The following is a 20,049-nucleotide window of genomic DNA, read 5'->3' on the forward strand; positions in this document are numbered from 1 at the left end:
TTAATTAAAAACGAATGTCCATTCGCCAGTAATACCATTAGTTCTAGCGGTAGATTCAGTTACATCAAACTCAAGAGAAAGACTGTTTTCTGAAATAGAAGCAGTCATAGGTGTAGTAACACCATTTTGAGTTTTGTTAATAACAGATCCTGAGCTATTCCCAAAATCCCATGTACCATTTGCCCAAACATCACTGAATCCATCAGGAACTCCAGCTACGGTATAAGTACCTCCATCTTTTGTTCCAGAGAAGGTAATCGTAAAGCCAGACCAATCTCCATCAGCTACGCCACCATCAGTTTGCACTGTTGAAGGCTGAGCCCATCCGGAAATAGTCAAATCAGCTGCAATCTCCTCTAAAGGATCTGGAGCAGGATCATCACCACCGCCACCGCATGACATAAAAATAACTAAGGAAGCAAAAACTAAGGCAGCTAGTAAGTTCGATAATCGTTTCATAAATTGTATTGTCTGATTAGATATAAGTATTCATTCAAAAGTAGGACTTTTTGTTATTTATACCTACTAAACTCTAAAATCCCACTGAAATTATTCGCTGAGCACAATTTTTTTAGAGATTAATCTTCTTATCACACATAGATATTTCATGCAAATCGTTCGATGCAATGATTATTAATTGATTTTTCAGACTTGAAAGGCCATTTTCCCACCATCTTACTCCTTCTTCATCTAGGTTTGAGGTTGGTTCATCCATGAAAATGATGTCATTTTTAAAATAGAAACACGTCAGAAGTTTAGTACGTTGTTTCATTCCTGTTGAAAATTCACTAATTGCCTTATCAAGTGGTAACGATGCAGAATCTGCCATTTCTTCAATTGAAACAATGTTTTTTTTAAATCCATTGTGAAAGGTCAGAAACTCATTAAGAGTAAATTCTTCAATAATCTCTGTATATGGACCAATGAATGAAATTTGGATATCTGAATCGTCTATTGATTGTTCATCAACCAGAACCGTTCCTTTGCTTGGTGTTAGAAATCCAGCCATTATCTGAAGAAGAGTGGATTTACCAGCTCCATTTTTTCCTACAATAGCTATTCTTTCGCCCACATTGAGCTGAAAATTGAGGTCTCTAAAGATCCAATTTCTACCAAACTTCTTTCCGATATTTTCTCCTTTCAAAATCATAAATCAAGTATGGAGAAGTTCTTTTGGAGCACATAAATAATGTTTTGTTACAATTTTACTCATTGCTTTGATGTTAGGAAGGTCAGATGCATCAGCTACATCAACTACGTCTCCATGTTTTCTCAATATTTTAATGGATTGTCCGGATGCGATATAGGCTGAATTACTAACAGACCCGGTTTTTACAAGGTATGCGGCATCTTCTTCGTTAACATTATACAACTTTGAGGCTTTATGAATAAGATCGTCAGTGACAATCCTGCCAATTGGATCATTTGAAAAAGAAATACCTAACAGCTTTCGATCCAATAATTTTTCACTCAATGTTCTTAATATAACATCTGAATGATCTCGCCAAAACTTTATGGATCCCCAGATATCACTATCATCCAGTAAAGCATATATTTCTAAAATATCCGGGTCTTCTTCAAAGTCTGTCATCGTTATATTTCTTTCTAAGAATATTTTCAAAGCAGGCGTTGCTGTTAGCTTTTCACCTATCTGAGTAAGATTTTTTGCCCGTTTGATTAACTCAATAAGCATCACCTCAGCACTTACGGCTGTTTTGTGGAGGTAAACTTGCCAGTACATCAGTCTCCTTGCACTAAGGAAGTTTTCTATGCTGTAAATACCTTTTTCTTCAACCACTAATTGCTCGTTAAAGACATTCAACATTTTAATGATTCGCTCAGAGCCAATGGCGCCTTCATATACTCCGGTAAAAAATGAGTCTCTTTTTAAGTAATCGAGCCTGTCGATATCCAATTGGCTAGAGACCAATTGGTGGAAGAATGATCGTTCATACTGATCCTGGAAGATTTTCAATGTCAAATCAAGCTGCCCTTCAAATTCTTTATTCAATCGATCCATCATCCATTTACCAACAAGCTCGTGATGGACACCTTTAAATAATGAAAACTCGAGTGTATGAGAAAATGGTCCATGGCCAACGTCATGGAGTAAAATTGCCAGCATGCTTGCTTTTCGCTCCTCATCAGAAATATCAACTCCTTTATCCTGCAGGGAATTTAGAGCCCTACGCATAAGATCCATTGCACCAAGTGCATGGTGAAATCGTGTATGTAATGCACCAGGATAGACCAGATCTGTTAGACCAAGTTGTTTTATTCGTCTCAACCTTTGAAAATAACGATGCTCGATGATGTCAAAAATGAGATCGTTGGGTATATTGATGAATCCGTAAACAGGATCATTTAGAATTTTCTTTTTGTTCACCAACGTTTGTGATTTACTTAGCAAAGGAATGCCAAAACTGAATTAATGCAGCAATTTAAAATCTTATGGGCGGACGATGAAATAGAGTTGCTCAAGCCTCACATTTTATTCTTAGAGCAGAAGGGCTATGAGCTTACTCCAGTCAATAGTGGAGCGGATGCGCTTGAACAAATTGATCATAATTATTTTGACATAGTTTTTCTCGATGAAAATATGCCGGGAATGAGTGGTTTGGAAACACTCAATTATATCAAATCAACACATCCGAATACTCCAGTAGTAATGATTACCCGAAATGAAGCTGAGGAAATTATGGAGGAAGCAATAGGGGCAAAAATTGCCGATTATCTTATAAAACCTCTTAATCCAAATCAGATTTTACTTTCAGTCAAGAAAATCCTTGACAACAAACGAATAATCTCTGAGAAGACTAATCTTGGATATCAGAAGGAATTCCAGCAGCTCGCGATGAGTGTAATGGATGCTGATGATCATTATGATTGGATGGAGATCTACAAGAAATTGGTCTACTGGGAGCTTGAAATTGACGATACGGAAGATAAAAGCATGGTAGAGGTGCTTAGTGCTCAAAAAGTAGAAGCTGATGGAAATTTTTCAGAATTCATAACGAATAATTATGAGTCGTGGATCACAGATCCTGACATTGACCGACCCTTACTGTCACATAATTTATTAAAGCAGAAGGTCTTCCCAGAGATAGGAGAAGTGCCGGTTTTTCTAATCGTAATAGATAATTTGAGGTATGATCAATGGAAAATCATTGAACCAGACATTGCGGAGATGTTCAGTGTAGAATCTGAAGAAATGTATTACTCCATTTTGCCTACAACTACATCATATGCAAGAAACGCATTATTTGGAGGCATGACTCCATTAGAAATCTCTCGACGATTTCCAGATTTATGGGTTGATGAAGAAGTGGATGACGGCAAAAATCTCAGAGAAGCTGAATTACTGGAAGCCAATATGGCTCGCAATCGTATTCAGGAAAAGTTCAGCTATCATAAAATATTGAGAGCAGAAGAAGGTAAGCAACTCAGTGAAAGTATTACAAACCTGATGAGTAATGCATTAAATGCGATTGTATTCAATTTTGTGGATATGCTTTCACATGCTCGAACAGACATGCAAATGATCAGAGAATTGGCCCCTGATGAATCGGCTTATCGGTCTTTAACCAAATCATGGTTTACGCACTCCTCACTTTACGATACGCTCAAGATGCTTGCTAACCATAAGGTGAAAGTTTTTATAACAACTGATCATGGAACCATTCGAGTCAATAAGGCTCAAAAGATAGTGGGGGATAGAAAAACTAATACAAATCTTCGATACAAAGTCGGAAAAAATTTGGCTTTTGATGAAGATTCCGTCTTTTTTACGCGTGAGCCTGAGAAGTTGGGATTACCCAAAATGCACGTGAGTTCAAGTTATGCCTTTGCGATGGGAGATCATTTTTTTGCTTATCCAAATAACTATAATCATTACGCCAGGCATTATAAGGACACATTCCAACATGGAGGTATTTCTATGGAAGAAATAATGATTCCTTTTATTACCCTTTCCAATAAATGACCATACCTAACTATAATGAGGAGGAGCTGCAAGAGGTGGCTCGCAAACTGATCAGTAATTTCGGAAATATTAAGGTGTGGTGTTTTGAGGCAGAAATGGGGGCAGGTAAAACCACATTGATAAAACAAATATGTAGAGAACTTGGAGTGGAAGATGAAATGAGCTCACCTACATTTTCGATTGTAAATGAATATTTATCAGGCAAACAAGAGGAAATCTATCACTTCGATTTTTATCGTATAAAGGACGAAGAGGAGGCAATTGACATTGGAATTGAGGATTATTTGTATTCAGGAAATCTATGCTTATTAGAGTGGCCTGCTATCATTGAACGACTTTTACCTGATGAATACCTGCAAATAAGCATTAAATTAGTAGGAGATAACACCCGATCACTAATTGCACAACCTAAATGAACGAAACTTCTAAATCCGGATTTGCGAAGTTGGCACAGGAACAGACACTCTATCCACAGGAAGCACCTGCCAAAATCTCAAAGAAGCATCAAACACTTCAGATTGGTGTACCTCAAGAAATAGCAGATCAGGAAAAGCGAATGCCTATTAAACCATCATCTGTAGGGGTTTTGGTAGCTAATGGTCATGAAGTTTTAATAGAATCGGGTGCAGGGGAATCAGCCAATTTCTCTGATCAAGAGTACAGCGAAGCAGGAGCAAAAATTGCATATAGCGCCAAAGAAGTTTTTGAATCTCACATCATTCTAAAAGTAGAGCCGCCTACTATAAAAGAGATTGAATTGATGAAGCCCGGAAGTACACTTATTTCCGCATTTCAGGCAGGGAAACAAAATTCTGCCTATTTAGAGGCCATCAATAAGAAAAAACTCATTGCAATCGGCTATGAATTCATTCAGGACAAAGTGGGAGGATTGCCACTGGTAAGAGCAATGAGCGAAATAGCAGGCAGTAACGTAATGATCATAGCAGCTGAATATTTAAGTAGCTCAAATAATGGTCGTGGAATAATTCTAGGAGGAATTACAGGTGTACCACCTACAAGAGTTGTGATCATAGGTGCCGGTACAGTTGCAGAATTTGCAGCACGCGCCGCTCTGGGACATGGAGCTGAAGTTCGCGTATTTGACAATCAGATCTATAAAATGCGTCGACTAAAGCACTCATTAGGCCAGGAGATATTTACCTCAACCTACGATGAGGCACTACTCGATAAGGAAGTGAAAGAAGCAGACGTTTTAATTGGAGCTGTTCGTTTTGAGAAAGGAAGAACCAAGATGCTGGTAACTGAAGATATGGTGATGAGTATGAAACCAGGTTCCGTTATTATTGATGTCAGCATTGATCAAGGTGGATGTATCGAAACTTCAGAATTAACAAATCACAAGAAACCAGTCTATGTAAAGCATGATGTCACTCACTATTGTGTTCCAAACATAGCTTCAAGAGTTGCAAGGACCGCCTCTTTGGCTATTTCCAATATCTTCACTCCAATTCTATTAGAAGCGGGAGATTGTGGTGGTTTTGATGAAATGATCTATACGCATCCATGGTTACAAAAAGGAGTGTATTCTTACAAAGGAACCCTTACAAATCTTGCTTTAGCCAAAAGATTCAATTTGGCTTTCAAGGATATTAGCCTGTTTATGGCTGCCAGAATTTAAAAATTAAAAAAGTTTTCTAAATAATGGTTTAATTTCCATTGAATTTTAGGAGAATCACTAAACTTTCGTTTTTTTTATCTCCTTACAGCTTATCATTAAGAACAACGCTATGAACTTTTTTAAAAGAGAAATTCTCTATGCTGGCACTAACGATGCAATGGAGGACATTATTAGGAACCGCATTTTCTATGCTAATTGCCTGATTATATTCCTGTTTCCCTTATTGGCAGCTTTGAGTTTGGTGCAAATATTTTCGGGTGTTCCAGAAGCCTCGATTGAAACTTTATCATTGATTCCAGTCCTTGTTATTAGTTTTTTACTCATCCGTTATGGTCTTCATCAGTATGGAAGATTGTTTCTACTTTTCGGTGTTGCGCTCTATCTTATTTTGTCTTTCTATTACTTCAACTTACAGTTCATTGCAAAAGGAATTGACCCAGGGATGATGCGTTTGCCCACCACAAAACTCCACTTGTGGCCTGTTATAATTGGAACCGCAATCATTTTTGATTTTAAACGCGAACGAGTTTTTTTCAATATTACAGCGATTGGTTTATTCTTGAGCTATTTGTTTTTTGATCAAATCCAATCACTACTTGGACTTCCCGTATCAGATTTGCCATTTAAAGATCCCTCTTTATTGAAGTATAACATTGCCACTACTGCTACTTCATTCATTATCATTTTTGAACTCTATCTATTGGTCTCGGTCAATTTGAAATTTGAACGCAACATCCTTGATCAAAAACAAGCTTTGGAAATAAAGAATGCAGAGTCAGATGCCCAGCGACAGGCGTTGGAGCAGGAGCAGGTGAACTTGATCAACGCGATTACTGAAACTCAGGAAGTTATCACCCATGTGGTGGAATCAGGGAATTATAGCATCCGAATGGAGACTTCTTCTCAAAGTGGTGAATGGAAAAAACTTGGAGAATCCATCAATGATTTGTTTGATTCTCTTTTGGTACCATTTGCGGAGATAGACCGCATTGTGGGGCATCTATCTAAAGGAGATTTAAAAGAACGATACAATAAAGATGGTAGAGGTGAGGTAATGGAGTTGGCGAACAATCTGAATATAGCACTGGATAATGTATCGGAGGTAATCGCAGACATAATTGATCAATCAGAACGCATTCGAAGCATTGCCCATGTCAGTAACGAGAATAGTGAAAAAGTACAATTGCAGATAAATGAAATGTCTCAGGCTATCTCAGAAATTAGTAGTGGTGCCGGAAATCAGGTAATGCAAGTGAATGAAACCTCGTCTTTGGTTGAAAATATTATGAAAGCATCGAGCGGTATCAGTGTACAAGCCAATGAGATCAATTCAGCTTCTTCTGTTGGGGTAGAAAAGAGTAAAAACGGGGTAAAAGATATCACCAAGGTAGGAGAAAGCATCCATGATATTTTGGAGTTCTTTGAGAGAAGCACTCAATCCATCAATGATCTGTCCAAATATTCATCCGAAATATCTGGCATACTGAATATCATTCAAAGCATTGCCTCACAGACCAACTTATTGGCTTTAAATGCAGCCATTGAAGCTGCACAGGCCGGAGATGCCGGAAAAGGTTTTTCTGTAATTGCGCAAGAGATCAGAAAGCTTGCCGAGCAATCCCAGAATTCGGTTAAAGAGATAGAAAATCTTGTGGCAAATGTTCAGCATTCAGCAAGTGAGACTAGCTCTTTTATTAATAAAATGGATGGTGTAGTCAAAGAAGGAGAAACTTCTGTGAAAGAAGCACAAGATTCATTCAATGAGATACTGAATAGCTATAATCAAACCTTTGATATTTCTAATACCATTGTAAACTCAACTCAAAAACAGACGGAAGATGTTCGTAACATCGTTTCGCTGATCGAGCAGATCGTGGTGATTTCTGAAGAAACAGCAGCAGGTGCAGAGCAGGCAGCAACTTCAGCAAAACATGTATCAGATATCATGGATGATTATCATACATTATCCATTACGATTTCCAATATTGCCGATGACCTGATGGATAAGACCGGAAGATTTAAAATCAAGCGCAAAGAGTCCATCGTTTCTACTGGCGTACTGAAAAAGGATTTGATTTCTGATTCTTAAGCGCTTAATGAGTGCCCGATGCTACAGAGGTAATTCTCTAAACTCAAAGCGTTACAAATTTCAGTGAAAACACAGTCGCAGGTTGAGTAGTATTCCTCATTTGGAGGTAGAGCGAAATGGGAGGAGGGATGTCTGAAAGATCCCGGCACAGGGCCGGGATATATGTTTATAAAGAAGCTAAACTCTCCTCCAAGGTCTTCACTTTTGCCTCCGCATCAGCTAACTTCTTACGTTCCATTGCCACTACTTGATCAGGAGCATTGTTTACAAAACGCTCATTAGAAAGTTTCTTCTCTACAGATTTCATGAAACCTTTAGTATAGTTGAGCTCTTCCTCAATTTTCTTTTTCTCTGCTTCGATATCAATATTATCAGAAGCCGGAACAAAAAACTCATCTGATCCTACAACAAAACTGAATGAGTTTTCTGGTTTTTCTCCTGATTTGATTTCTGAAAGGTTTGCCAACTTTTTCAGTGCATTACTAATAGAGCCAACTGATTTAGCATTGGTCGTCAGTTCAAAAGCTTCCTTTGGAGAAATGCCTTTCGAACTACGAATGTTTCTAACTGCCGAAGTGATCTCAAAAAGTAAATCAGCCTCTTTTAGGATATTCTCATCAAAACCTGCAGCTTTTGGCCATTCGGAGACAATGATTGCCTCACCGTTTTTTCGAACTTTTAATTCATGCCACAATTCTTCTGTAATGAATGGCATAAATGGATGCAATAGCTTCAGCACTTTCTCAAATAACTCGATGGTGTCCGCTTTCGTGGCTGCATCAATCGGTTTGCCATATTCCGGTTTGATCCATTCCAGATACCAGCTGCAGAAGTCGTTCCATACCAGTTTGTAGGCTGTCATCAGTGCATCTGACATACGAAACTTAGAGAAATGATCTTCAAGCTCCGTCAGCGCTTTGTTGAGCTTACTTTCAAACCAGGTAATGGCCTGCTTATTTACTTCTGGTTGAGTTTCATCGGTTGTTTCCCATCCACTTACCAGTCGGAATGCATTCCAAATCTTGTTAGAGAAGTTTCGTCCTTGCTCACAAAGCTTTTCATCAAAAAGTAAGTCATTGCCTGCTGGTGAGCTAAATAACATACCGGTTCTTACACCATCAGCACCAAACTGCTTTATCAGATCCAGAGGGTCAGGGGAGTTACCCAACGACTTGGACATCTTCCGTCTCTGCTTGTCACGTACAATACCTGTTAGGTACACATTTTCAAACGGCTTTTCATCCAGGTATTCATACCCGGCAATGACCATCCGAGCAACCCAGAAAAACAAAATTTCTGGAGCAGTTACCAATGTATTGGTCGGATAGAAGAAGTTTAGTTCTGCGTTTTTGCTCTTGTCGATTTTACCGGTAACCTTATCAAAGCATTTGTCATTGAAACCATCAAATACAGCGATTGGCCATAGGTTAGATGATGCCCAGGTATCCAACACATCCTCATCCTGAGTTAAATCATCAGCCGTGAGGCTGTTATTGCCAGTTGTCTTTTTAGCTTCATCTACCGCTTGCTCTATTGTCTCCGCAACCACAAAATCATTTTCTCCTTCACCATAATAATATGCTGGAATACGCTGACCCCACCACAGCTGACGGGAAATACACCAGTCGCGTACATTCTCCATCCAATGATTGTAAGTATTCTTAAATTTTGGAGGAAAAAGCTGAATTTCATCATCCATCACAGCATTATGAGCTTGTTTGGAGATTTCTTTCATCTTTATGAACCACTGAAGTGAAAGCTTCGGCTCTACAACAGAATTAGTTCGCTCGGAGCGACCAATTTTAGTTACAAACTCTTCTTCTTTGGTTAAGATGCCCGCTTCTTTCAAGTCTTTCACGATCATCTTTCTCACTTTGAAGCGATCCTGACCAACATATTTGTCAATCTCACACTTTTCATTTAGCGTACCATCTAGGTTGATAGTATCTATAATTTCAAGGTTATGTCGCTGACCAATTTCATAATCATTGGGATCATGGGCAGGTGTCACTTTCAAACATCCGGTTCCAAAATCTAATTCCACATAGTCATCTCCAATGATTGGAATTTCACGATTGATGAATGGAACCAACGCTTTTTTTCCAATTAAATGTTTGAAACGAGCATCCTTTGGATTAACAGCAATGCCCGTATCACCCATTATGGTTTCCGGTCTTTGTGTTGCGATTGTTACAAATTCGTCGGAATCTTTGATCTGATAATTGACATGATAGAGAATCGCTTTCTCGCCATCTTCATTGTAGATCACTTCTTCATTGGAGATGGTTGTTTGTGCTTCAGTATCCCAATTGACCATTCGCAAACCACGATAGATATAACCTTTGTTGAAAAGATCTACGAACTGTTTGATAACCGCGTCATGATAATTTTTATCCATGGTAAAAGCAGTACGATCCCAGTCGCATGATGCACCTAATTTTTTCAACTGTTCCAGGATGATGCCTCCATACTTTTCTTTCCATTCGTAGGCATGCTTGAGGAAATCCTCTCTGGAGAGGTCTGACTTTTTAATGCCTTTTTCACGAAGCATCTTCACCACTTTAGCTTCGGTTGCGATTGAAGCATGATCAGTGCCTGGTACCCAACAGGCTTCTTTTCCTTCCATTCGTGCTTTTCGAATCAAAACATCTTGAATGGTGTTATTGAGCATATGCCCCATATGTAAAACTCCTGTGACGTTGGGAGGGGGAATCACGATGGTGTAAGCCTCTTTTCCGGTTTTAGGAGTGGCATGGAAGAATTTTTGATCCATCCAATACTGATACCATTTATCCTCTACCTTGGTTGGGTCATATTGTGCAGAAATGCTCATTGGGTGCGCTTTCGTCTTATTAAAAAATTGAAGCCGCAAAGTTAGTAGCTCTATCTCTTCTTTGCGCCTTTGTGAGAAGCAATTATGCCGTGCATATTTGCAGAGAAGAATAAAAAATCTAAAAATGGAAATAGCAGCAAATAATCCAAGTCTTAAATCGTGGGTAGAAGTACCAGAAAATTCTGATTTCCCTATTCAAAATTTACCTTTTGGAATTATAAAAAGAGAGGGAATGAAACGTGTCGCTGTGGCAATAGGAGACAAAGTACTCGATCTTGCTGGCGTTCAGACACATGGATTATTTGATGGCCTTGGGTTACCTGATGGAATTTTTAATAAGGATTATTTGAATGACTTTTTATTATTAGGTAAACCTACCGGTCGAATTGTGAGAAATAGAATCTCTGAATTGCTTCAGGATGGTAATGAAGAATTAAAAAGCCACTATGGTGTTGGGTCAATGCTTGTGGATCAAGACAAAGTAAAGATGTGTTTACCTGTTCAGATTGGCGATTATACCGATTTTTACTCCAGCGAGCAACACGCTTTTAATGTGGGTTGTATGTTTCGTGACCCTGATAATGCTTTGATGCCAAACTGGAAACACATTCCTGTTGGATATCACGGTAGGGCTTCCTCCATTATCGAGTCTGGTGTTCCTATCCATCGTCCAAAAGGTCAGCAAAAACCTAATGATGATGAACCACCGGTTTTCGGGCCTTGCAAGCTGTTGGATTTTGAATTGGAAACTGCATTTATCACCTGTGGTGGCAATGAACTTGGAGAATCCATTTCTACCGATCAAGCAGAAGATTACATTTTTGGTGTGGTACTTTTCAATGACTGGTCCGCACGTGATATTCAAAAATGGGAGTATGTTCCGCTAGGCCCGTTCCTAGCCAAAAATTTTGCATCTTCTATTTCACCATGGATCGTGACATTGGATGCACTGGAGCCATTTAGAATTTCTGGTCCAACACAAGATCCACCCGTACTGCCATATCTTGAGTATGAGGGAAATAAACATTTCAATATTGATTTAGAAGTTGCAATCCAGCCAGATGGAGGGGAAGAAAAGGTGGTAGGAAAATCTAATTTTAAATACATGTATTGGAATATGGCTCAGCAACTTGCCCATCATACGGTAAATGGATGCAATATTCGAACAGGTGATATGTATGGTAGTGGAACCATTTCAGGACCGGAAGATCATCAATATGGCTCGATGCTGGAAATTTCCTGGAAAGGCACTAAGCCAGTCAAAATGCCTGATGGATCAGAACGAAAGTTCATTCAAGATGGAGACACGGTGATCATGCGGGGGCATGCTGAGAAAGGTGGTGTGCGAATCGGATTTGGTGAAGTGAGTACAAAGGTTTTGCCAGCTAAATAAAAATCTCAACTATCCCCGTTTGGAGGGGGTAGGGGGAGGAAGTAGTTAAATAATAAACTATGACAATCGATCCTAAAGAATTACCTGTACCTGAACTTCACGGACACTTGCTCAGTGCTGTAGCACCTCGTCCTATCGCATTTGCAAGCACAGTAGATAAAGATGGCCATGTAAACTTGAGTCCATTTAGCTTTTTCAATGTATTTAGTGCCAATCCACCGGTAATGATTTTCTCACCTGCAAGAAGGGGTAGGGATAATACAACCAAACACACATTGGAAAATGTGAAAGAGCATACGGAGGTAGTAATAAATGTGGTGTCTTACGATATGGTGCAACAGATGTCGCTGAGTAGTACTGAGTATGAAAAGGGTGTAAATGAATTTACAAAAGCGGGTTTTACAGAAGTAAAATCTATAAGAGTAAAACCACCGAGAGTAATGGAATCTCCAGTTTCTTTTGAATGTAAAGTGACTGAAGTAAAGTCGCTGGGAGAGCAGGGTGGAGCCGGGCAGCTTGTGATCTGTGAGGTTTTATTGATGCATATCTCAGACAAAATTTTGGATGAAAATGGCAAGATCCACCCAAATAAAATTGATTTGGTGTCAAGAATGGGTGGTAATTGGTATGCCAGAGCGAGCGGAGATGCTATATTTGAAGTAGCCAAACCTCTGACAACCATGGGCATAGGAGTAGACCAAATACCTGACCAAATACGAACCAGTACTGTACTTACAGGAAATCACTTAGGCATGCTTGGAAATGTGGAATCACTTCCAACAGAAGACGAAGTAAAAGACTTTGCAAATGAACCCGAAGTTCGCTCAATTCTGGATTCATTTGATGATGATGAAAATATCCAATTAGAGCTTCATAAACTTGCCGCAGACCTATTGAATGATGGAGAAGTGGATACAGCCTGGAAGGTTTTGATGATGGGTTGATTAGTCAACAGACTATCAGTCGACTGTCGATTCTTAACTGTTTGACTAAAGATGAAAGACAACTTCTCCACCCAATCCGCTGACTATGCCAGGTTTCGTCCGGTTTATCCTCAAGAGCTGATTGATTATCTCATTTCTATGACGATGAATTTGAAAAATTGCTGGGACTGTGGGACAGGGAATGGTCAATTAGCTATAAAACTAGCTGAGCACTTTTCGAAAGTCTACGCTACAGATATTAGCGACAAGCAGTTAAGTAATGCTACTCAGCGATCTAATGTTTTTTATTCCAAACAACCTGCAGAAGAAACCAATTTCCCTGCTCACCACTTTGATCTCATCACGGTGGCACAGGCAGCTCACTGGTTTGATCACGCTCGATTTAATCAAGAAGTGAAACGTTTGCTCAAACCTGGGGGAGTTATCGCTTTGATTGGATACGGGTTAGTTGAAATCGATGGTCAAGTTGGCGAGATCATCAGAGACTTTTACTGGAACGTAACACACCCTTATTGGGATCCTGAACGAGACCATATCGAGGCTGCTTATCAGACAATTCCATTTCCTTATATTGAAATCAAGGACACTCCTCCATTTAAGATGAATAAGGCATTGATGTTAGATGAGTTGATAGGGTATATCAGTACCTGGTCAGCTGTTCAGCATTACATCAAAAAGAATGGTCACTCACCAATGGATATGCTTCATTCTGATTTGAAAGGAGTATGGGACGGAACAATCCTTCAGGTTGATTTTCCTATTTTCACTCGAATTGGGAGAGTATAGTCCGCCTATTGAAAAACTTAAAAGTTTAGCTGTTTTTAACTAGTGTAATCTGACTAAATTCTTAATCCGAGAAAAATAGGCTTTTAAATCACGTATCGATAGGCTTTTCAGAATTCTCAAAAACACCCCTATAGTCCCCTCAAGGGGACAATTCCCCCTTTGGAGGGGGTAGGGGGAGGTTTTTAAGTGAAATTCCATTTAAGTCTGACATCAGTAGTTTTTAACCAACCTTCGATCGTAAATGAACCACTCCTGGTTCATGATTTCCATCTTCAAATTCGGGTGATTGGGGTTGATGAGGTAGTTGCACTCTAATGGATTTATCACCGATGGTACTTTCAGTAAGGGTATTGACATCTTCTTTGTCCACTCATCGCCTATTCTGCTAGTTATTTTTTCATTTTCTTGCCATTTGTCAGGTAAGTCATCCACCCTTATTTCACTTGTACCACCTGTAACTTCTATTTCAGTGAGCAGATATTTTATAGAATCAGCTCCGGTAATGTGTACCAGGTGTTCCAAAATACTTAATGAACTCGTTTGTGAAGTGTAGAGAACAAAACTTCCGATCGAGTTCCATCGGCCTCCATAGAGCGCTGCTCCCATACCACTTAGGTCATTGGAATATTTAGGAAGTGTAAGCCTAAATACAATCAACTGGTAATTCCGTGTTTGATTCTACCAAGTACATGTAAAACACGGTTCGCACCTGTGATGGTAGACATCATACTCAAAGGCGTGTATCCGTCTAATGTTGATTGAGATGTTTTAAGCCATTTTAAAAGATTGGCTTTTGAGCCGAATGCTTCTTCTCCGGATACCAGAATCTGCCGTATAAAATGAAAACGATCGGATCTTTCAGGATCGAGGTGGTTTTTTTGCATCATGTTGTAATAGGTTTTTTCAGAAACACCCAGCATACCTGCCATTTCATCTCTGGAAAAACCATAATCAACGGCAGCTTCTTTCACTATGGCTGAATCAGTCGCTTCTATTCTATACTCTTTATTCATTAATGTAAAATTACATTTAATGTAACGTAAAATTGCCTAAATAGTTTCAAAAAGCAAATCTACTTTTAAACTCCACTAATTCTTCTTTTAAATCCTTCGTCTCAAACCGATCGATGAAGTCAAATAACCTGCTTTGTGGGTTGATTTTCAACTCCCTCAAATTCATGTGTTGATTGGTGAAAAGAAACTCAAGTGACGGATATATTTCTTTTAAAACATCCACGATATCCAAAATCTGGAGATTCTTATCCACTAAGTTATAAGTGCCATTTGCTACTTCTTTTATCACAGTTTGAGCAAGACTATCAGCTAATGCATCTACATGAATAAAGGCTCTGGATTGTTTTCCATTGCCATTTATTTGAATGCGATTGGTAAAGTTTGCATCAAACATGAATCGATTGATCACCGCATCGAAACGCATGGATTTGCTGTAGCCATAGACATTTCCACCTCTTATATTTATTGCATTCTTCTTTTCAGCCAGTCGGTTGACATGCTCTTCACCTCGAAGCTTAGATATACCATAAAAAGTTGATGGAGCTGGATTTGTTGTTTCATCTGCAATAAGATCACTTGCTCCGTAAACAGACGTACTACTTAGGTAAATAAACTTTGAAATAGGCGATTCTTCTGCGCAATACACCACTTCAGCTGTTCCCCAATGGTTGACTTGCTCGTAGAAATGAGGGTCTGTATTTGCAAAGGGAGTAGTTACAATAGCCGCCAAGTGAACAACCACATCAGTTTCTTGCATTAGCTTTTTTAGCTGCCGAGTATCAAGGATATCTCCACGCACCGAGTGAATTTTCTCCTTACTCCTAAATTCTTCACCTAAAAAAAAGTTGTGATGACCCTTACTTAAGTTATCGTAGATCGTAATGCTTTTAATTTCTGGTAGAGAAACAAGATGCTTTACAAGCTTCGTTCCAATGTATCCGGCTCCTCCGGTGATGAGTACTTTCATTTGATTAAAGTCCAATGTCGACTTATTAGCTATCGACTGTTGTCTATTTTACTTTACTAAATCTGTGTGTAATCCACACTCTACTTTATTTAAGCCAAACCATCGGGCTTCTCTTTCCTGCATTTCCAAATCCATTTTGCGGGTACATGGCTCACATCCGATACTGATATATCCCTGTGCATCTAGTGGATGTTTAGGAAGATCATGCTCCTTGATATACGAAAATATTCTTCGCTTATCCCAATCCAACATAGGGTGAAATCGAATGGAATCAAATGGAGCTGGCTGTTCGATCTTCATAGCTTGTCTGATAGCGCTTTGATCACCTCTCACTCCATTAATCCAAACATCATGACTCGCCAAAACAGACTCCATGGGCTGTGTTTTATTTAAATAGCAGCAATGATCAGGATCAGTAGTAAACAGTAATTTACCATTTGACTCTCGTTGCATATACTTGGGCGTATTTGGTTTGAGATCTACGATTTTTAGCCCTAATCGATCTGCAACTTCATCACGAAAAGAGATAGTTTCCGGAAATAAATATCCTGTATTAATGAAATAAACAGGAATTGAGCGGTCTATTTCACTGATAATGTGAAGCATTGGGATACTGTGAGTTTGAAAGGAAGACGTTGTGAAAAGCTTTTTCCCGTCTTGTAGATATCCCTCAATTTTTTCTCGAATAAGATGAATTTCCATAGAATGAATTTGTGGCAAAACAAACCCACTAAAAAATAAATTCAAACATCACGAAACATCTTTGTAAAAGCTGTTGTTGTCAGTTCCAGTAATTTTGCACCATGCCAAGAGTAACTGTTAATAGAAAAGAACATTTCAATGCTGCTCACAGACTTTATAATCCTGAATGGTCTGATGATAAGAATGAGGACATATTTGGGAAATGCAATAATCCCAATTGGCATGGCCATAATTATGAGGTGATTGTAAGCCTAACCGGCGAGCCTGACCCTGAGACAGGATATGTATATGATATGAAAAAGTTGAGCAATCTTGTTAAAAAGCAAGTGCTTAACCGATTTGATCATAAAAACTTGAATTTGGATGTAACTGAATTCAAGCAATTGAACCCAACAGCAGAAAACATCGTCAAAGTAATCTATGACTTGCTTCGGCCTGAGATAGAAGATGAGTACGAGATGAAAATTACCCTTTATGAAACAGAAAGAAACTACGTCGAATACCCAGGCTGAAGAGCATGATGATATCGCGGAACAACATGTAGGAACATCTTACGATACTCCACTACGACCAGATGCGTTTGAACAGGACGATGAATTAAAGATTGAACTTATATCCAAGCATTTTAAAGAGATCATGCATGTCTTAGGATTGGACTTGGAGGACGATAGTCTTTCTGGAACTCCAAGAAGAGTGGCGAAAATGTATGTACAGGAGGTATTTTCTGGTCTGAATCCAAAAAACAAACCTAAAGTTCGTCTTTTTGAGAATAAATATAAGTACGACCAAATGTTGGTTGAAAAAGACATTACTTTCTATTCTCATTGTGAGCATCATTTTGTTCCTATTTATGGAAAAGCTCATGTGGCCTATTTTCCGAACGGAAAAGTTATTGGTCTTTCCAAGATCAATCGGATAGTACAGTATTATGCAAAACGACCACAAGTTCAAGAGCGTCTTACGGTACAGATTGGTAATGAGATGAAATCAATCCTACACACTGAAGATATCGCAGTTGTTATGGACGCATCACATATGTGTGTTTCATCAAGAGGAGTAAACGATACCAACAGTCAGACTGGAACGGCTTATTTCACTGGTAAATTCAAGGATCAGAATATCAAAACAGAGTTTTTGAATTACGTCAATTCCAATACTAAAGATTAGGACTAGCCTTTCTACTCCCTAAAGTTCCATGAATGGTTTCGTATAAAAACTAGTTGACATATCTTTGCGCACTGTTTTTGAAAACCATATAAAAAATCATGGATAAATTAATCTATTTAGTGCCTGCCCTTGGGCTTCTGGGGCTTCTTGTGATGATCATTAAATCCCGCTGGGTATACAAGCAGGATGCTGGTGATGAGAAGATGCAAACACTTGCAAACTACATCAGAGAGGGGGCATTGGCATTTCTTAGTGCTGAATACAGAATACTTGCCATTTTCGTCGTAATCGCGGGAATTCTTCTTGGTGTTATTTCAATGATGGTTGAGACCACACACTGGTTCATCATTGTGGCATTTGTAATAGGAGCGTTCTTCTCAGCGTGGGCAGGTAATATAGGTATGCGAATTGCAACTGCTGCCAATGTAAGAACAACTCAAGCTGCAAGGACTAGCCTTCCACAGGCATTGAAAGTTTCATTTACTGGTGGTACAGTAATGGGTCTTGGTGTTGCAGGTCTAGCAGTATTTGGACTAAGTGTTCTTTTCATCTTTTTATTTCAATTCTTCATGGGTGGTGAATGGACTGCTAATGGAGTAAACGATATGACCGTTGTGCTTGAAGCACTGGCAGGTTTCTCACTTGGTGCTGAGTCAATTGCACTTTTCGCAAGAGTAGGAGGAGGTATCTATACGAAAGCTGCTGACGTTGGAGCTGATCTGGTAGGTAAAGTTGAAGCAGGTATCCCTGAAGACGACCCTAGAAATCCAGCTACAATTGCTGACAATGTAGGAGATAATGTAGGTGATGTAGCAGGAATGGGAGCCGATCTTTTCGGTTCATACGTAGCAACTGTATTGGCTTCAATGGTTCTTGGAAACTATGTCATTCGTGACATGGGTGGTTCTATCACAGATGAGTTTAGTGGTATCGGACCAATCCTTCTTCCGTTGGTAATAGCAGGTTTTGGAATTGTATTTTCTATTTTTGGAATGATGCTTATCAAAGTATCAAGTAATGACGCTAAAGAATCTCAGGTTCAAGCAGCGCTGAATAAAGGAAATTGGGGATCTATCGTTCTTACCGCTGTGGCTTGTTATTTCTTGATTGATCTAATTCTTCCAGCAGAAATGACCATGGTTTTTTTCGGGGAAGGTAAACTGACTGTAACATCAGACAATGTCTTTGGTGCTGTATTGGTAGGTTTAGCAGTAGGAGGTCTCATCTCTTATTTTACAGAATATTATACAGGTCTTGGTAAAAAACCTGTTTTGGATATCGTACAAAACTCAGCTACAGGTGCGGCAACTAATATCATTGCTGGTCTTTCTACTGGGATGATTTCAACATTCGCTCCAATCCTTCTTTTTGCTGGAGCGATCTGGGGAGCGTATGAGCTAGCTGGATTCTATGGTGTTGGAATTGCAGCGTCCGCTATGATGGCTACCACAGCAATGCAATTAGCTATTGACGCTTTTGGCCCAATTGCTGACAATGCTGGTGGTATTGCTGAAATGAGTGAGCTTCCTGATGATGTAAGAGAAAAAACTGACATTCTTGACTCAGTAGGTAACACTACTGCTGCAATCGGTAAAGGATTTGCGATTGCGTCTGCTGCGTTAACCGCTTTGGCACTTTTCGCTGCATATGTAACCTTCACTGGTATTGATGGTATCAACATCTTCAAAGCAGATGTACTTGCTGCTCTATTTATCGGAGGTATGGTTCCGGTTGTATTCTCCGCGCTTGCAATGAGATCGGTAGGTAAGGCAGCCATGGAAATGGTGAAAGAAGTAAGACGTCAGTTCAAAGAAATTCCAGGTATTATGGAAGGAACTGGCAAGCCTGAGTATGGCAAATGTGTAGATATTTCTACCCAAGCGGCTTTGAGAGAAATGATGCTTCCGGGTGCAATTACGATTATTGCGCCAATCCTTATTGGTTTCTTGATGGGACCGGAGGCACTGGGTAGCTACATGGCAGGTGTTGCAGTATCAGGTGTGCTTTGGGCAATCTTCCAAAACAATGCAGGTGGTGCATGGGACAATGCGAAAAAATCATTTGAAGCAGGTGTAATGATAGATGGTGAAATGACCTATAAAGGCTCTGAAGCTCATAAAGCTGCAGTTACTGGTGATACAGTAGGAGATCCATTCAAAGATACTTCTGGTCCGTCCATGAACATCTTGATCAAATTGACATGTCTTGTTGGTCTTGTTATCGCTCCTATCTTAGGTGAAGTATATGGATCAGGAAGCCATGGCAATACTGAAGAAGCGAACGTAATTGTTAAGGTTGATAAGGATGGTAATCAATTCGTTAAAGAAATTGAGACGAAAAATGGCAATATGGAGATGTCAGCTGATGTAAGCAAAGAGTTCAAAGTTGAAATGACCTCTTTGGAAGATGGTCAGGTGCAGGCAATTGTTAACTATACAATTATCGAGAACGGTGAGGTAATCACAAAAGTTGACACGCTAGTAGGTGCGAAAGCATCTGTGATGGAGCAGATAGATGCAATGAAGTAACTAAAC

18 protein-coding genes are annotated in these 20,049 nt (G+C 39.3%); 10 read left to right on the top strand and 8 right to left on the bottom strand.

Features of this window, described 5'->3' with window-relative positions; translation table 11 throughout:
- The 3 genes from ACOMC3_RS04745 to ACOMC3_RS04755 all read right to left on the bottom strand — a co-directional run bounded on the left by ACOMC3_RS04745 (position 1) and on the right by ACOMC3_RS04755 (position 2,386).
- A complete protein-coding gene (locus tag ACOMC3_RS04745; protein ID WP_420318384.1) occupies positions 1 to 459 on the bottom strand; it encodes a hypothetical protein in 459 nt (152 codons plus the stop codon).
- Positions 460 to 571: 112 nt separating this feature from the next.
- The gene (locus ACOMC3_RS04750; protein WP_420318385.1) at positions 572 to 1,150 is read right to left on the bottom strand and encodes an ABC transporter ATP-binding protein; all 579 of its coding nucleotides are present in this window, start codon (positions 1,148 to 1,150) and stop codon (positions 572 to 574) included.
- 3 nt (positions 1,151 to 1,153) lie between these two features.
- Positions 1,154 to 2,386 carry an HD domain-containing protein gene (locus ACOMC3_RS04755; RefSeq protein WP_420318386.1) on the bottom strand — a complete coding sequence of 411 codons (1,233 nt, stop codon included), beginning with the start codon at positions 2,384 to 2,386 and terminating at the stop codon, positions 1,154 to 1,156.
- Positions 2,387 to 2,431: 45 nt separating this feature from the next.
- Here ACOMC3_RS04755 and ACOMC3_RS04760 point away from each other — a divergent pair, with 45 nt between their 5' ends.
- From ACOMC3_RS04760 to ACOMC3_RS04775, 4 genes are all read left to right on the top strand, one after another.
- Positions 2,432 to 3,982 carry a PglZ domain-containing protein gene (locus ACOMC3_RS04760; RefSeq protein ID WP_420318387.1) on the top strand — a complete coding sequence of 517 codons (1,551 nt, stop codon included), beginning with the start codon at positions 2,432 to 2,434 and terminating at the stop codon, positions 3,980 to 3,982.
- Positions 3,979 to 4,398, top strand: coding sequence for a tRNA (adenosine(37)-N6)-threonylcarbamoyltransferase complex ATPase subunit type 1 TsaE (gene tsaE / locus ACOMC3_RS04765; protein WP_420318388.1), 420 nt, complete (start codon positions 3,979 to 3,981; stop codon positions 4,396 to 4,398). Before ACOMC3_RS04760 ends, tsaE begins: the two co-directional genes overlap by 4 nt.
- On the top strand, positions 4,395 to 5,621 hold the full coding sequence (locus ACOMC3_RS04770) for an alanine dehydrogenase (RefSeq protein WP_420318389.1): 1,227 nt from the start codon (positions 4,395 to 4,397) through the stop codon (positions 5,619 to 5,621). Before tsaE ends, ACOMC3_RS04770 begins: the two co-directional genes overlap by 4 nt.
- 109 nt (positions 5,622 to 5,730) lie before the next feature.
- Positions 5,731 to 7,710: a methyl-accepting chemotaxis protein gene (locus ACOMC3_RS04775; RefSeq protein WP_420318390.1), complete on the top strand. Its 1,980-nt coding sequence runs from the start codon at positions 5,731 to 5,733 to the stop codon at positions 7,708 to 7,710.
- Positions 7,711 to 7,876: 166 nt separating this feature from the next.
- Here ACOMC3_RS04775 and ACOMC3_RS04780 read toward each other — a convergent pair whose 3' ends face one another.
- On the bottom strand, positions 7,877 to 10,543 hold the full coding sequence (locus ACOMC3_RS04780) for a valine--tRNA ligase (RefSeq protein WP_420318391.1): 2,667 nt from the start codon (positions 10,541 to 10,543) through the stop codon (positions 7,877 to 7,879).
- A 124-nt stretch (positions 10,544 to 10,667) separates the two neighbouring features.
- Between ACOMC3_RS04780 and fahA the strand changes: the two genes are divergently transcribed.
- Genes fahA through ACOMC3_RS04795 form a run of 3 tightly spaced genes read left to right on the top strand, consistent with a single transcriptional unit; the run spans position 10,668 to position 13,666 of the window.
- A complete protein-coding gene (gene fahA / locus ACOMC3_RS04785; protein WP_420318392.1) occupies positions 10,668 to 11,936 on the top strand; it encodes a fumarylacetoacetase in 1,269 nt (422 codons plus the stop codon).
- 59 nt (positions 11,937 to 11,995) lie between these two features.
- A complete protein-coding gene (locus ACOMC3_RS04790; RefSeq protein WP_420318393.1) occupies positions 11,996 to 12,880 on the top strand; it encodes a flavin reductase family protein in 885 nt (294 codons plus the stop codon).
- Positions 12,881 to 12,931: 51 nt separating this feature from the next.
- Positions 12,932 to 13,666, top strand: coding sequence for a class I SAM-dependent methyltransferase (locus ACOMC3_RS04795; RefSeq protein WP_420318394.1), 735 nt, complete (start codon positions 12,932 to 12,934; stop codon positions 13,664 to 13,666).
- 210 nt (positions 13,667 to 13,876) lie between these two features.
- Here ACOMC3_RS04795 and ACOMC3_RS04800 read toward each other — a convergent pair whose 3' ends face one another.
- The 4 genes from ACOMC3_RS04800 to ACOMC3_RS04815 are packed head-to-tail and all read right to left on the bottom strand — an operon-like array spanning position 13,877 to position 16,348.
- On the bottom strand, positions 13,877 to 14,323 hold the full coding sequence (locus ACOMC3_RS04800) for an RES family NAD+ phosphorylase (protein ID WP_420318395.1): 447 nt from the start codon (positions 14,321 to 14,323) through the stop codon (positions 13,877 to 13,879).
- Positions 14,320 to 14,679: an antitoxin Xre/MbcA/ParS toxin-binding domain-containing protein gene (locus ACOMC3_RS04805; RefSeq protein ID WP_420318396.1), complete on the bottom strand. Its 360-nt coding sequence runs from the start codon at positions 14,677 to 14,679 to the stop codon at positions 14,320 to 14,322. Before ACOMC3_RS04805 ends, ACOMC3_RS04800 begins: the two co-directional genes overlap by 4 nt.
- Before the next feature lie 46 nt (positions 14,680 to 14,725).
- Positions 14,726 to 15,646 (bottom strand): NAD-dependent epimerase/dehydratase family protein, encoded by a 921-nt coding sequence (locus ACOMC3_RS04810; protein ID WP_420318397.1) that lies wholly within the window; start codon positions 15,644 to 15,646, stop codon positions 14,726 to 14,728.
- A gap of 48 nt (positions 15,647 to 15,694) precedes the next feature.
- A complete protein-coding gene (locus ACOMC3_RS04815; RefSeq protein WP_420318398.1) occupies positions 15,695 to 16,348 on the bottom strand; it encodes a phosphoadenylyl-sulfate reductase in 654 nt (217 codons plus the stop codon).
- 101 nt (positions 16,349 to 16,449) lie between these two features.
- Between ACOMC3_RS04815 and ACOMC3_RS04820 the strand changes: the two genes are divergently transcribed.
- The 3 genes from ACOMC3_RS04820 to ACOMC3_RS04830 all read left to right on the top strand — a co-directional run bounded on the left by ACOMC3_RS04820 (position 16,450) and on the right by ACOMC3_RS04830 (position 20,043).
- Positions 16,450 to 16,860: a 6-pyruvoyl trahydropterin synthase family protein gene (locus ACOMC3_RS04820; protein ID WP_420318399.1), complete on the top strand. Its 411-nt coding sequence runs from the start codon at positions 16,450 to 16,452 to the stop codon at positions 16,858 to 16,860.
- Positions 16,823 to 17,515 (top strand): GTP cyclohydrolase I FolE, encoded by a 693-nt coding sequence (gene folE / locus ACOMC3_RS04825; RefSeq protein WP_420318400.1) that lies wholly within the window; start codon positions 16,823 to 16,825, stop codon positions 17,513 to 17,515. Before ACOMC3_RS04820 ends, folE begins: the two co-directional genes overlap by 38 nt.
- A gap of 98 nt (positions 17,516 to 17,613) precedes the next feature.
- On the top strand, positions 17,614 to 20,043 hold the full coding sequence (locus ACOMC3_RS04830; protein ID WP_420318401.1) for a sodium-translocating pyrophosphatase: 2,430 nt from the start codon (positions 17,614 to 17,616) through the stop codon (positions 20,041 to 20,043).
- Positions 20,044 to 20,049: the final 6 nt, after the last annotated feature.

The sequence above is a fragment of the Ekhidna sp. genome, assembly GCF_965212185.1.
Classification (GTDB): Bacteria; Bacteroidota; Bacteroidia; order Cytophagales; family Cyclobacteriaceae; genus Ekhidna.